Below are 13,016 nucleotides of genomic sequence, written 5' to 3' on the forward strand. Positions count from 1 at the left end.
TTCCTGCGGCGACGCACGAGACGATGGACAACGACATCCTGACGACGCCCGCGCTGATTGCGCGGGCCGCCGCGCGCCACGGCGCGCATCCGGCGATCGAATCGGAGCACGGCCGGCTGACTTACGCGGCGCTCGACGCGGCCCGCCGCGAGGCGGCGCGCGCGCTGATCGCACACGGCATCGAGGCGGGCGACCGGATCGCGATCTGGGCGCCGAATCTGCCGCGCTGGATCGTCGCCGCGCTGGCTGTCCATACGGTCGGCGCGACCCTCGTGCCGGTCAATACGCGGCTGAGGGGGCGGGAAGTCGGCGGCATCCTGGGCGACAGCGGCGCGCGGCTGCTGTTTTGCTGCGGCATGTTCCTCGGCGAATCGTATCCGGAGATGCTGGAACCGTATCGGCCCGCGGCGCTCGAACGCATCGTCGTGTTCGACCATGCCCCGCCGGCCGGTGCGCTCGACGAAACCTGGGACGCGTTCATCGCGCGCGCCGCGGACACGCCGCCCGAGGCGGTGCATGCACGCGAAGCGAGGGTGACCCCCGACACCGAGATGGACCTGATTTTCACGTCGGGCACGACGGGCCGTCCGAAGGGCGTGGTGACCGCGCACGGCCAGAATCTGCGCGCCGTGCAGGCCTGGGCGCGGATCGCGGGCCTGCGCCGCGAGGACCGCTACCTGATCGTCAATCCGTTCTTCCACACGTTCGGCTACAAGGCCGGCTGGCTCGCCGCGCTGGCGAGCGGCGCGACGGTGCTGCCGCACCCCGCGTTCCAGCCCGGCGAGGTGCTGCGCCGGATCGCCGAGGCGCGCGTATCGGTGCTGCCCGGGCCGCCGACGCTGTACTACGCGCTGCTCGACGCGCCCGAGCGCGATGCGCACGATCTGTCGTCGCTGCGGATCGCGGTGACGGGGGCGGCGGCGATCGCGCCGAGCCTGATCGAGCGGATGCGCACGGAACTCGGTTTCGAGACGGTGCTGACGGGCTACGGCCTGACCGAATCGTGCGGTTTCGCGACGCTGTGCCGGCGCGACGACGACGTGCAGACGGTTGCCGCCACGTCGGGCCGGCCGATGCCGGGCGTCGAGCTGCGCATCGCGGGGCCGGGCGGGGTCGTGCGCGCGGCAGGCGAGACGGGGGAGATCTGGCTGCGCGGCTACAACGTGATGCGCGGCTACGAGAACCAGCCGGCCGCCACGCGCGAGACGATCGACGCCGACGGCTGGCTGCACACGGGCGATCTGGGCTGCGTCGATCCGAACGGCAATCTGAAGATCACCGACCGGATCAAGGACATGTTCATCGTCGGCGGCTTCAACTGCTACCCGGCGGAGATCGAGCGGCTGCTGGCCGCGCATCCGGCGATCGCGCAGGTCGCGCTGGTCGGCGCGCCGGACGCGCGGCTGGGCGAGGTCGGGCATGCGTACGTCGTGCTGCGGCCGGGTTCGTCGGCGAGCGCGGACGAATTGACCGGCTGGGCGCGGCGCAACATGGCGAACTACAAGGTGCCGCGCCGCTTCACGTTCGTCGAGCGGCTGCCGACGAGCGCGGCGGGGAAGGTGCTCAAGTACCGGCTGCGCGCGCTGGACGGCGCGGCGGCGGACGGCGATCCGGCGGACGGCGATCCGGCGGAAGACGCGGCGCGGGCGCGCGATCGAACGGGATGAGGGTAGGAGCGGGCGGACGGCGGTGGCTTCGCGCCGGGCGCGGCATGGGCCTTGGGCGGCAGCGGCGCGGGCTTGACGGTCGCGCTCGGTCATCACCCGGGGCCGGGGAGCCGTGGGATTCGCGGCGAAGGTGTCGAGGTCACCACGCATGGCCTCGAGGTGGGCGATCCCGCGCAGGTTGGTGCCGCGCTTGCGGCTGTGATCGGGGCGCATGACCGCGCCCATGCGCTCGCATGGGCCGCCCGCATCAGCGGGCAGCGGTTGAATGTGCCGGGCGGGCGTGGGTTGCAGCGCGCCTGATCGCGATGTGCCCATGCTTGCGGCTTTCCCGGGCGCGAGGCCGTCCCTTGCACATCGGCCATTTCTGAACGCGCCACCCATCGAAGGCGGGACTTGCCGCATGATGCGGCGCGCATGGCATCCGTCGGGTTTCGACTTCATCGTCGGCGATCCCGGTGCGCGGGACCGATCCGCGCGCTGCGCTCGGCGTTGGCCGATCGGCAGTCTTTCCTGGGCCGTGGCCGAAGCTTACCTTCGTGATTGGACAGCAACCTGATGTGTCCGGGGTGAAGGGTTCCAGCCGCTGCATGTGACATGCCGTGATGCGTGCGCCGACCGACGCGTGCGTTGTTACGACACCGATGATATCAATGCTTGCATTTCATCGGCACATCGATATCATTGATATCAATCTGGCTGGGAGGGCTTATGGCAAATCTACTGGTGCGTAATGTGGACGACGATATTGTTCAGAGCCTGCGTGAGCAGGCGGCGGCGAATGGCCGGAGCGCGGAAGCCGAACATCGGGCCATTCTCGCGAATGCGCTTCGCGGGCCGAAGCGGAGGACGTTCGCGCAAGTGCTGGCGAGCATGCCCAAGGTTGGCGAGGACGCGGATTTCGCGCGCGTGCAGGATTCGGGCGAGGGCGGGCATGTTTTTACTTGACACGAACATCATCAGCGAAATCAGAAAGGGCAAGCGAAGCGATCCGGGCGTGCGGGCATTCTTCCGGGAAGCCGAGCGTGATGCGAGCGCCCTTTATCTTTCGGTCGTGACGGTGTCCGAGTTGCGGCGCGGTGTCGACATGATCCGCCATCGCGGCGATCACCGGCAGCCTTCGACGCTCGAGACCTGGCTGACGGCGATGCTGGCCGACTACGCGTCGAACATCCTGCCGGTCGATTCGGAGGTTGCCCAGCTGTGGGGGAAACTGCGCTCGCGGCATCCGGAGAACGCACTCGACAAGCTGATTGCCGCCACGGCGTTGATCAACGATCTCACCGTCGTCACGCGCGACACCGCCGATTTCGAGGCGACCGGCGTCAGGCTGCTGAATCCGTTCGCGTAGCGTTGCGACGGCGCGCCTGTCCGGCGCGCCGCCGTGCGCATGCCGCGCCATGCCCGCCCAGGGCGTCCGGCCGCTCGCCCCACCGTGTCCCGGCTCTTCCGGATCACGCACGCGGTTCGTCCCGCTCCCCCTCCGCGCCTCGTCCCAACAGACGATGTGACGCCTTCCCCGACCGGCCAGAATCCTTTCACGAACACCGGATTCCGAACGAGGAGGAGGTAGACATGATCGATGTCCGAGCGCTCGGCTATGTCGTCGTCGAGGCGACGCGCGTCGACGCGTGGCGGCGCTACGCGGAAGACGTGCTGGGCATGCAGGCGCTCGACGCACCCGACGGCGCGCTGTACCTGAAGATGGACGAACGCGATTTCCGCTATCTGATCGTGCCGGGCCCGGTCGACCGCTACCAGGCGTCGGGCTGGGAACTGCCCGACGGCGCCGCCTTCGACGCCGCCTGCGCGGCGTTGCAGCGAGCGGGCGTCGAGGTCGGGCGCGCGTCCCGCGCAGAAGCCGCGCTGCGCCGCGTGCAGGCGATGGCGTGGTGCGCGGATCCGTCCGGCAATCGTCATGAGCTGTACTGGGGCGCGCGCTGCGATTTCCGCCGCTTCGCATCGCCGCTCGGCGTGTCGCGCTTCGTCACGGGCGACATGGGGCTCGGCCACGCGGTGCTGCCCGCGCCGCAGTTCGACGCGACCGACGCGTTCGTGCGCGGCGTGCTCGGCTTCGAATTGTCCGACCTCTATCGTGTGAAATTCACCACCGATCCGGCCGAACCGGAGAAACGCATCCATTTCATGCACTGCCGCAACGCACGCCACCACAGCCTCGGGCTGTTCGAGATGGCCGTGCCGTCCGGCTGCGTGCACGTGATGGCAGAAGTCGATTCGGTGGACGAGGTCGGTCGCGCGCTCGACCGGGTGGCCGCGCACGCGGTGAAGCTGTCCGCGACGCTCGGGCGGCACTGCAACGACCAGATGATCTCGTTCTACATGAAGACGCCCGGCGGCTTCGATCTCGAGTACGGCTTCGGCGGCCTGACGGTCGACTGGCCTCGGCATTCGGTGTTCGAAGCGACCAAGGTGAGCCAGTGGGGCCACGACTTCAGCATCGGATACCGGTGACGCGCATGATGAAACCTCTCGACAAGACGATGTCCGCGCGCGACGTGGTCGCGCAGCTTGCCGACGGCATGACGATCGGCATCGGCGGATGGGGGCCGCGGCGCAAGCCGATGGCGCTGGTGCGCGAGATCGCGCGCTCGGGGCTGAAGGCGCTGACGATCGTTGCCTACGGCGGGCCCGACGTCGGCCTGCTGTGCGCGGCGGACAAGATCCGCAAGGTCGTATTCGGCTTCGTGTCGCTCGACGCGATCCCGCTCGAACCGCATTTCCGCCGCGCCCGCGAGCAGGGTCGCATCGACGTGTTCGAACTCGACGAGGGCATGCTGCAACTCGGCCTGCGCGCGGCGGCGGCGCGGTTGCCGTTCCTGCCGACGCGCGTGGGGCTTGGCACCGCGCTGCTCGATCACGCGCCGCGGCTGCGCACGATACGGTCGCCCTATGACGACGGCGAGACGCTCATCGCGATGCCGGCCATCGAACTCGACGTCGCGCTGCTGCACGTGAACGCGGCCGACCGGATGGGCAACACGCGCATCGACGGCCCCGATCCGTTCTTCGATGCCTGGATGGCGCGCGCCGCGACGCGCTGCTACGTCTCGACCGAGGTGCTCGACGCGTCGCTCGCGAGCGACGATCTCGACGGCGCGCGCCGCAGCCCGTTCGAGCGCTCGCTCGTCTCGGGCGTGGTTCACGCGCCGGGCGGCGCGCATCCGACGTCGTGCGGGCCGGCCTACGGCTGGGATCTGCCGCACCTGCGCGCGTACTGCGCGAGCGCGGAGGACGACGCGCGGGCCGCCGCTTATGTGCGCGACGTGGTGGGCCGGGACGAACGAGCGTACCTGGACGGTGTAGGCGGCTTGTCGCACGTGACGGCGCTGCCGTTGCCGATTCTGTAAAGGAGCGTCTGTGAGCGATTCTCTCGACCTTTCCCTCGCGGAACTGATGATCGTCGCCGCCGCGCGGCTCTGGCGCGGCGACGGCGAAGTACTGGCGACGGGGATCGGCACGGGGCCCCGGCTGGCGGCCGGCCTCGCGCGCCTCGCGTACAACGGCGGCCTGATGCTGACCGACGGCGAGGCTTATCTGGTCGAGGCTCCCGTGCCGCTCGGCCCGCGCCCGGACGGCTACCGCGTACAGGCGAGCGGCTGGATGCCCTACGAGCGCGTGTTCGACTGCCTGTGGCACGGGCGCCGCCATGCGCTCGTGATGCCGACGCAGATCGACCGCTTCGGCCAGGCGAACATCTCGCGGCTCGGCGGCGACCCCGCCCGCCCGGCCACCCAACTGCTCGGCGCACGCGGCTTCCCCGGCAATTCGACGAGCCATGCGAATTCGTTCTTCGTCAGCGGTCATGGCAAGCGCACGTTCGTGGCGGGGGAGGTCGACATGGTCTGCACGATCGGCTACAACCCGGCGCGCCGCCTGCCCGGCATGAGGACCTTCGTCGACCTGCGCGGCATCGTCACCGATCTGTGCGTGATGGATTTCGGCGGCCCCGACCACGCGATCCGCGTGTGCTCGCTGCATCCGGGCGTGAGCTTCGACGAGGTGCAGGACGCGACGGGCTTCGAACTCGCCGCGCATCCGGAACTGGGCGCGACGGCCGCGCCGGATGCGGAGGATCTGCGCATCGTCCGCGCGCTCGATCCGCACAACCTGCGCGCGGCGATCGTGCGCGGCAATCCGGCGCCGCGCCGGGGATGAGGTCCGACATGGAAGGCGCGCAATCCCGGTTCGCCGACGGTGTGGTCGGCTACGCGCTCGAGGAGGGCATCGCGACGATCACGATGAACCGCCCCGAGTATCACAACGCGCAGAACGCGAAGATGACCTATGCGCTCGACGCCGCGTTCCGGCGCGCCGCGCACGACGACGCGGTGAAGGCGATCGTGCTCGCGGGCGCGGGCAAGCATTTCTCGGCCGGCCACGACATCGGCACGCCCGGCCGCGACATCGACGAATCGTTCGAACGCACGTCGCTGTGGTACGACCACGTCGGCAAGGAGGGCGGCGAGTTCCTCTATGCGCGCGAACAGGAGGTCTACCTCGGCATGTGCCGCCGCTGGCGCGATCTGCCGAAGCCGACCATCGCGATGGTCCAGGGCGCATGCATCGCGGGCGGACTGATGCTGGCGTGGGTGTGCGACCTGATCGTCGCGTCGGAAGACGCATTCTTTGCCGATCCCGTCGTGCGGATGGGGATTCCGGGCGTCGAGTATTTCGCGCACGCCTATGAGTTGAATCCGCGCATCGCGAAGGAATTCCTGTTCCTCGGCGAGCGGATGCCGGCCGAGCGCGCCTACCAGATGGGGATGGTCAATCGCGTGGTGCCGCGCGAGCGTCTGCGCGACGCGACCCATGCGATTGCGGCGCGGATCGCGACGATGCCGCGCCTCGGGCTCGCGCTGACGAAGCAAGCGTTGAACCACGTCGAGGAACTGCAGGGCAAGCGCGCGGCGATGGATGCCGCGTTCGCCTGGCATCACTTCGCCCACGCGCACAACGAGCTGGTCAGCGGCGATCGCCTCGGCGGCCACGACGCGCGCAGCATGGCCCGCTCGCAGCGCGAACCGGGCGGCGCGTCCGAGGGCGAGGCGCGCGCGCCGGCCGCGATCGGGCCGGCCGCCGTATGAGCCTGACGCTCCACACGCCGCTCTGCGACCTGCTCGGCTGCCGCCATCCGGTCGTGCAGACTGCGATGGGCTGGGTTGCCGACGCACGGCTCGTCGCGGCCACGAGCAACGCGGGCGGCTTCGGCTTCCTGGCCGGCGCGACGCTCGAACCCGAACATGTCGAGGCCGAGATCCTGAAGGTCAAGTCGCTGACCGAGCAGCCGTTCGGCATCAACTTCCACCTGTTCCAGAAGAACGCGGAGCAGCTCGTCGATCTGGCGATCAAGCACCGGCTGCGCGCGGTGAGCTATGGCCGGGGCCCGGACGCGAACACGATCCGCCGCTTCAAGCGCGCGGGCATCGTCTGCATGCCGACCGTCGGCGCGCCGAAGCACGCGGCGAAGGCGGTCGAACTCGGCGCGGACATCGTGACCGTGCAGGGCGCGGAAGGCGGCGGCCACACCGGCCCGGTGCCGACCACGCTGCTGCTGCCGACGGTGCTCGACGCCGTGCAGGTGCCCGTCGTCGCGGCCGGCGGCTTCTTCGACGGGCGCGGGCTCGCGGCGGCGCTCGCGTACGGTGCGGCCGGCATCGCGATGGGCACGCGTTTCCTGATGAGCGCGGATTCGCCGGTGCCGCGCGCGACGCTCGAGCGCTACCTCGCGGTCGGCGATCCGGCGCGCATCCGCGTGTCCGACGCGCTCGACGGCCTGCCGCAACGCATGATCGACAACCCGTGCCTGTCGACGCTCGAACGCTTCGGCCCGCTGCGCCGCGCGCTGTACGCGCTGCGGACGGCGCAGGCATGGAGGCGGCAGAGCGGTCTGGGTGCAGGCCAGATGCTCGGCCTGGCGCTCAAGGCGCTGCGCGAGCACGACTATACGGTGAGCCAGACGCTGATGGCGGCGAATGCGCCGTTCCTGATCCGGCGCGCCATCGTCGAGGGCGTGCCCGACGAAGGCGTGCTGCCGAGCGGCCAGGCGGCGGCGATGATCGGCGCGCTCGAATCGTGCGATGCGCTGATCGCGAGGATCGTCGCGGACGCTGCCGCACGGCTCGATGCGCTGGCCGTGCTGCGCGGTTCGGCGGCGACACAGGACACTTGAACGACCTGACCGGGAGACGGAACAGATGACGGAGTCCAAGCACGCGGCCGGCGCTACGCCGTTCCGGATCGACCGCGCCGACGGCATCGCCGAGCTCGTGATCGCGCATCCGCCCGTCAACGCGCTCGACGCGCAGGGCTGGCACGCGCTCGCGCAGGCGCTCGACGCGCTCGGCGCCGACGACGAGGTGCATGTGATCGTCGTGCGGGCCGAGGGGCGAGGGTTTTGCGCGGGAGTCGATATCAAGGAGCTGGCCGCGCATCCGGGCCGGATCGTGGCGGTCAACGCGGGCAACCACCGGACCTTCCGCGCGCTGCACCGCAATCCGAAGCCGGTGATAGCGGCCGTCCACGGCTTCGTGCTCGGCGGCGGGATCGGCATCTGCGGCGCGGCCGACATCATCGTCGCGGCGGACTGCGCGCGCTTCGGCGTCCCGGAGATCGACCGCGGCGCGATGGGCGGCGGCGCCCACCTGCAGCGCCTGTTCGGCATCCAGAAGACGCGGGCCCTGTATTTCACGGGCGGCATGATCGATGCGGCCGAGGCGTATCGGCTCGGCGCGATCGAGCAGGTCGTGGCGCGCGACGCGCTGCGCGACGCGGCGCTCGCGCTCGCCCGCAGGATCGGCGCGAAGAGCCCCGCGATGTTGCGGCTCGCGAAGGAGGCGTTGAACGGCGTCGAGGACGGCGATCTCGAAGACAAGTACCGCTGGGAGCAGGGCTTCACGTTGCAGGCGTACCTGACGCAGGACTCGGCCGAAGCGCGCGCGGCATTCGTCGAGAAGCGCGATGCGCGCTTCGGCGAGCCGGCGTCGACACCGGTGGCGGAGGCGCGTACATGAACCTGACCTATACCGCCGGGCAGCGCGCGCTGCGCGCGGAGATCCGCGACTGGCTCGCGGCCCACGCGCCGCGCGAACGGCTGCCGAGCTTCGATACCGAGGCCGGCTTCGCCGCGCACCGCGCCTGGGAGCGCACGCTGCACGCGGGCCGCTGGAGCATGGTCACCTGGCCGCGCGAGCTGGGCGGGCGCGGCTGCGACCTGATCGAGTGGCTGATCTTCGAGGAGGAGTACTGGCGCGCGGACGCGCCGATGCGCGTGAACCAGAACGGCCTGTTCCTGCTCGGCCCGACGCTGATGGAGGTCGGCACGGCGGAGCAGAAGGCGCGTTTTCTGCCCGCGATGGCGGCGGGCGAGCACGTGTGGGCGCAGGGGTGGTCGGAGCCGAACGCGGGTTCGGACATGGCCGCGATCCGCGCCACGGCGCTGCGCAGCGGCGACGAATATGTGCTGAACGGCCAGAAGATCTGGTCGACCCGCGCGGTGTGGGCCGACTGGCTGTTCGGGCTGTTCCGCAGCGATCCCGGCTCGTCGCGCCATCGCGGCCTGAGCTTCCTGATGGTGCCGTTGTCCGCGCCGGGCATCACGGTGCGGCCGATCCGCCAGCTCAACGGACAGACGGGCTTCGCGGAGATCTTTTTCGACGACGTGCGCGTGCCGGTCGACCATCGTCTCGCGGCGGAAGGCGCGGGCTGGCAGGTCGCGATGGCGACGGCCGGCTTCGAGCGCGGGCTGATGCTGCGCTCGCCCGCGCGCTTCCAGCGCACCGCACAGGCGCTGCGCGACCTGTATCTCGCGCACCGCGGCAGCGCCGATCGCGACCCGGCGCTGCGCGAGCGCGTCGCCGCCGCCTGGATGGATGCGCAGGCCTATGCGCTGTCGACCTACGCCACCGCGAGCCGGCTGCGCAAGGGTGGCCATATCGGCGCGGAGTCGAGCACCAACAAGGTGTTCTGGTCGGAACTGGACCTGCGCATGCACCAGGCCGCGCTCGACATCCTCGGCGCGCACGGCGGGATCGTCCCGCGGACGGCCGGGCAGCACGCGGTGCTCGGCCACTGGCTCGACGGCTTCCTGTTCGCGCAGGCCGGCCCGATCTACGCGGGCACCAACGAGATCCAGCGCAACATCATCGCCGAACGGATGCTCGGCATGCCGCGCGCGTAGCCGCGCCCCACCATCCTATAGAACGGAACGCGCATGGACTTCGTATTCGATGCCGACCAGGAAGCGCTCGCGCAAAGCGTGAAGCGCCTGTTGATGATCGAGATGACGCCCGAACTGATCCGCGAACTGTGGACGACGCCGACAGGACGCTCCGAGGCCCTGTGGTCGTTGCTCGTGTCGCAGGGGCTGACGGCCGTGTCGGTGCCCGAGGCATACGGCGGGCTCGGCCTGGGCGAAGTCGAATGGGCGCTGTTCGCCCAGACCTACGGCTATTTCGCCGGCCCGGAGCCGCTGCTCGAAACCGGGCTCGTCGCGGCCGGCGTGCTGGCCGGGCTGCCCGCGAGCGACTGGCGGGACGCGCTGCTGCGCAAGCTCGCGGCAGGGCGGGCGCGCGTCGCGCTCGTGCATCCCGTGAACCCCTACGCGGAGGACGTGCACGTGGCGGATACGCTGCTGTGCGAGCACCGCGGCGAGTTGCATCGCATCGATCCGGCGCGCTGCGAATGGCGCGCGGTCGAGAGCATCGACCCGTCGCGGCGTCTGTTCACGCTCGACTGGACGCCGTCGGCCGACACCCGCGTCGCCCGCGCCGACACCGCCGCGCCGCTGCTGGCGCGGGCGCTCGATCACGGCGCATTCGCGACCGCCGCGCAGCTGCTCGGCCTCACGCAGCGCGTACTCGACGTCGCGATCGACTACAGCGCGCAGCGCAAGCAGTTCGACAGGGCGATCGGCGCGTACCAGGCGGTCAAGCATCTGCTTGCGGACGTCGCGATCCGCCACGAGTTCGCGCGACCGGTGGTCGCGCGCGCCGCGCAGGCGATCGCCGCCGACCACCCGCAGCGCGCGATGCTGGTGTCGCATGCGAAGCTCGCCGCGACGGCCGCGGCACAGCTGGCCGCGCGCCACGCGATGCAGGTGCACGGCGCGATCGGCTACACGTGGGAGCTCGATCTGCAGATCTTCATGAAGCGCATCTGGGCGTTCGCCGGCAGCTGGGGCGACAGCGCCTTCCACAAGGCCCGCGTGGCCGACGCGATCGTCGGCGACGCGCTGCCGATCGGCCCCGCGCAGACCTTCGACTTCGAGGAGCAAGCATGACCCAAGCCTATATCGTCGATGCGCTGCGCACGCCCACCGGCCGCCGCGGGGGCGGGCTCGCGCACGTGCATGCGGCCGACCTCGGCGGTTTCGTGCTGAAGACGCTCGTCGAGCGCAACGCGATTCCCGCCGACGACTACGACGACGTGATCTTCGGCTGCGTCGACACGATCGGCCCGCTGGCGGGCAACATCGCGCGCACCTGCTGGCTCGCGGCCGGTCTGCCGCTGCAGGTGCCGGGCGTGACCGTCGATCGTCAATGCGGCTCGTCCCAGCAGGCCGTGCATTTTGCCGCGCAGGCGGTGATGAGCGGTGTGCAGGACGTCGTCGTCGCGGGCGGCGTCCAGACGATGACGCAGATTCCGATCTCGTCGGCGATGACCTGCGCGGCGCCGCTCGGCTTCGTCGACCCGTTTTCCGGCAGCGTGGGCTGGCGCGCGCGTTTCGGCGATGCGCCTGTGTCGCAGTTCGTCGCCGCCCAGCGGATCGCCGATCGCTGGAACCTGTCGCGCGACGCGATGGAGCGCTATGCGCTCGAAAGCCACCGCCGCGCGACGGCGGCGATCGAGTCCGGCCATTTCGCGCGCGAGATCGTGCCGCTCGAAGGCGTGACGCACGACGAGACGCCACGCCCCGACACGACGCTCGCGAAGATGGCGGCGCTCGAACCGCTGACGCCGGGCGGTTCGCTCACGGCCGCCGTCGCGAGCCAGACCGGCGACGCGGCCGCGGCGCTCCTGATTGTGTCCGAGGCGGCGCTGAAGCGCTACGGCCTCACGCCGCGCGCGCGCATTCATCACCTGGGCGTGTACGGCGACGATCCGCTGTGGATGCTCACGGCCCCGATCGAGGCGACGCAGCGGGCGCTCCGCAAGAGCGGCCTCGAGTGGTCGCGGATCGATAGCGTCGAAATGAACGAGGCGTTCGCATCGGTGGCGTTGGCGTGGCTGGCCGAGACGCGCTTCCCGCACGAGAAAACCAATCCGAACGGCGGCGGGATCGCGCTCGGCCATCCGCTCGGCGCGACCGGCGCGCGGCTGATGACGACGCTGCTGCACGAGCTGGAGCGCACGGGCGGCCGCTACGGCATGCAGGCGATGTGCGAGGGCGGCGGCCTCGCGAACGTCACGCTCATCGAGCGCCTGTGAGCGCGTCATCTTCAACGGAGCACCGCATGGGAATCTGTAACGGGCGCACGGTCGTCATCACGGGTGCCGGCGGCGGCCTGGGGCGCGAATACGCGCTCGCGTTCGCCGCCGAAGGCGCATCGGTCGTCATCAACGACCTCCGGCGCGACGCCGCGCAGGCCGTGTGCGACGAGATCGCGCGGCGCGGCGGACGCGCGCTCGCGAACTCGGACGACATCACGAACGTCGCCACCGCGCAGCGGATCCTCGATGCCGCGCGCGACGCATTCGGCGAGGTGCAGGTGCTCGTCAACAACGCAGGCATCTGCCGCGACAGGATGTTCACGAGCCTGACCGAGCAGGACTGGGACGAGGTGATGCGGGTGCATCTGCGCGGTCATTTCTGCCTGTCGAGCCTGCTGGCGCGCGCGTGGCGCGATGCGGCGAAAGCCGGCAATCGCGTCGACGCGCGGATCGTCAACACGACTTCAGGCGCCGGCCTGCAAGGCTCCATCGGCCAGTCGAACTACGGCGCGGCGAAGGCCGGCATCGCGGCGCTGACGCTGATGCAGTCGGCCGAACTGCGGCGCTACGGCGTGTGCGTGAATGCGCTCGCGCCGGCCGCGCGCACCTCGATGACCGAAGGCGCGTTCGCGGAGCGGATGCGCAAGCCTGACGACGGCAGCTTCGACTACTTCGATCCCGCCAACGTCGCGCCGCTCGTCGTGTGGCTCGGCAGCACGCTGTCGGCCGACGTGACGGGGCAGGTGTTCGAGGTCGAGGGTGGCGTGATCGCGCTGGCGGAAGGCTGGCGCACGGGCCCGCGCGTCGATCGCGGCGCGCGTTGGGCGCCGCGCGACGTCGGTTCGGCCGTCGCGCGGCTGCTGGGCGATGCGCGGCCGGCGCAGCCTGTCTACGGGAGCTGAG

General features: G+C 70.6%; 14 protein-coding genes. All 14 read left to right on the forward strand.

Features of this window, described 5'->3' with window-relative positions:
* Positions 1–23: 23 nt before the first annotated feature.
* Positions 24–1,667, forward strand: coding sequence for a FadD3 family acyl-CoA ligase (locus tag AC1RQF_RS01190; RefSeq protein WP_492871096.1), 1,644 nt, complete (start codon positions 24–26; stop codon positions 1,665–1,667).
* Between the two features lie 72 nt (positions 1,668–1,739).
* Positions 1,740–1,967: a hypothetical protein gene (locus tag AC1RQF_RS01195; protein ID WP_492871097.1), complete on the forward strand. Its 228-nt coding sequence runs from the start codon at positions 1,740–1,742 to the stop codon at positions 1,965–1,967.
* Positions 1,968–2,375: 408 nt separating this feature from the next.
* On the forward strand, positions 2,376–2,612 hold the full coding sequence (locus tag AC1RQF_RS01200; RefSeq protein WP_492871098.1) for a FitA-like ribbon-helix-helix domain-containing protein: 237 nt from the start codon (positions 2,376–2,378) through the stop codon (positions 2,610–2,612).
* The gene (locus tag AC1RQF_RS01205; protein ID WP_492871099.1) at positions 2,599–3,015 is read left to right on the forward strand and encodes a type II toxin-antitoxin system VapC family toxin; all 417 of its coding nucleotides are present in this window, start codon (positions 2,599–2,601) and stop codon (positions 3,013–3,015) included. Before AC1RQF_RS01200 ends, AC1RQF_RS01205 begins: the two co-directional genes overlap by 14 nt.
* A 224-nt stretch (positions 3,016–3,239) precedes the next feature.
* Positions 3,240–4,136 carry a VOC family protein gene (locus AC1RQF_RS01210; RefSeq protein ID WP_273995898.1) on the forward strand — a complete coding sequence of 299 codons (897 nt, stop codon included), beginning with the start codon at positions 3,240–3,242 and terminating at the stop codon, positions 4,134–4,136.
* Between the two features lie 5 nt (positions 4,137–4,141).
* Positions 4,142–5,032: a CoA transferase subunit A gene (locus AC1RQF_RS01215; RefSeq protein WP_273995899.1), complete on the forward strand. Its 891-nt coding sequence runs from the start codon at positions 4,142–4,144 to the stop codon at positions 5,030–5,032.
* A gap of 10 nt (positions 5,033–5,042) precedes the next feature.
* Complete coding sequence (locus AC1RQF_RS01220) at positions 5,043–5,840, forward strand: CoA-transferase subunit beta (RefSeq protein ID WP_273995901.1); 798 nt, start codon at positions 5,043–5,045, stop codon at positions 5,838–5,840.
* Positions 5,841–5,848: 8 nt separating this feature from the next.
* Positions 5,849–6,769 carry an enoyl-CoA hydratase gene (locus AC1RQF_RS01225; protein ID WP_492871100.1) on the forward strand — a complete coding sequence of 307 codons (921 nt, stop codon included), beginning with the start codon at positions 5,849–5,851 and terminating at the stop codon, positions 6,767–6,769.
* Positions 6,766–7,854: an NAD(P)H-dependent flavin oxidoreductase gene (locus AC1RQF_RS01230; RefSeq protein ID WP_273995905.1), complete on the forward strand. Its 1,089-nt coding sequence runs from the start codon at positions 6,766–6,768 to the stop codon at positions 7,852–7,854. The genes AC1RQF_RS01225 and AC1RQF_RS01230 overlap by 4 nt, the downstream gene beginning before the upstream one ends.
* A 25-nt stretch (positions 7,855–7,879) precedes the next feature.
* Positions 7,880–8,695, forward strand: coding sequence for an enoyl-CoA hydratase family protein (locus AC1RQF_RS01235; protein WP_492871101.1), 816 nt, complete (start codon positions 7,880–7,882; stop codon positions 8,693–8,695).
* Positions 8,692–9,861, forward strand: coding sequence for an acyl-CoA dehydrogenase family protein (locus AC1RQF_RS01240; protein ID WP_492871102.1), 1,170 nt, complete (start codon positions 8,692–8,694; stop codon positions 9,859–9,861). Before AC1RQF_RS01235 ends, AC1RQF_RS01240 begins: the two co-directional genes overlap by 4 nt.
* Before the next feature lie 33 nt (positions 9,862–9,894).
* Complete coding sequence (locus AC1RQF_RS01245) at positions 9,895–10,962, forward strand: acyl-CoA dehydrogenase family protein (protein WP_492871103.1); 1,068 nt, start codon at positions 9,895–9,897, stop codon at positions 10,960–10,962.
* Positions 10,959–12,110: an acetyl-CoA C-acetyltransferase gene (locus AC1RQF_RS01250; protein WP_492871104.1), complete on the forward strand. Its 1,152-nt coding sequence runs from the start codon at positions 10,959–10,961 to the stop codon at positions 12,108–12,110. Before AC1RQF_RS01245 ends, AC1RQF_RS01250 begins: the two co-directional genes overlap by 4 nt.
* Before the next feature lie 26 nt (positions 12,111–12,136).
* Positions 12,137–13,015, forward strand: coding sequence for an SDR family oxidoreductase (locus tag AC1RQF_RS01255; RefSeq protein ID WP_492871105.1), 879 nt, complete (start codon positions 12,137–12,139; stop codon positions 13,013–13,015).
* Position 13,016 lies beyond the last annotated feature (1 nt).

The organism is Burkholderia sp. GW821-FHT14F03, from assembly GCF_058803765.1.

Excerpts from the sequence above, each read along its gene's own strand:
- AC1RQF_RS01190 (WP_492871096.1), top strand. The coding sequence starts at position 24 with ATGGACAACGACATCCTGACGACGCCCGCGCTGATTGCGCGGGCCGCC.
- AC1RQF_RS01200 (WP_492871098.1), top strand. The coding sequence starts at position 2,376 with ATGGCAAATCTACTGGTGCGTAATGTGGACGACGATATTGTTCAGAGC.
- AC1RQF_RS01205 (WP_492871099.1), top strand. The coding sequence starts at position 2,599 with ATGTTTTTACTTGACACGAACATCATCAGCGAAATCAGAAAGGGCAAG.
- AC1RQF_RS01210 (WP_273995898.1), top strand. The coding sequence starts at position 3,240 with ATGATCGATGTCCGAGCGCTCGGCTATGTCGTCGTCGAGGCGACGCGC.
- AC1RQF_RS01215 (WP_273995899.1), top strand. The coding sequence starts at position 4,142 with ATGATGAAACCTCTCGACAAGACGATGTCCGCGCGCGACGTGGTCGCG.
- AC1RQF_RS01225 (WP_492871100.1), top strand. The coding sequence starts at position 5,849 with ATGGAAGGCGCGCAATCCCGGTTCGCCGACGGTGTGGTCGGCTACGCG.
- AC1RQF_RS01230 (WP_273995905.1), top strand. The coding sequence starts at position 6,766 with ATGAGCCTGACGCTCCACACGCCGCTCTGCGACCTGCTCGGCTGCCGC.
- AC1RQF_RS01235 (WP_492871101.1), top strand. The coding sequence starts at position 7,880 with ATGACGGAGTCCAAGCACGCGGCCGGCGCTACGCCGTTCCGGATCGAC.
- AC1RQF_RS01240 (WP_492871102.1), top strand. The coding sequence starts at position 8,692 with ATGAACCTGACCTATACCGCCGGGCAGCGCGCGCTGCGCGCGGAGATC.
- AC1RQF_RS01245 (WP_492871103.1), top strand. The coding sequence starts at position 9,895 with ATGGACTTCGTATTCGATGCCGACCAGGAAGCGCTCGCGCAAAGCGTG.
- AC1RQF_RS01250 (WP_492871104.1), top strand. The coding sequence starts at position 10,959 with ATGACCCAAGCCTATATCGTCGATGCGCTGCGCACGCCCACCGGCCGC.
- AC1RQF_RS01255 (WP_492871105.1), top strand. The coding sequence starts at position 12,137 with ATGGGAATCTGTAACGGGCGCACGGTCGTCATCACGGGTGCCGGCGGC.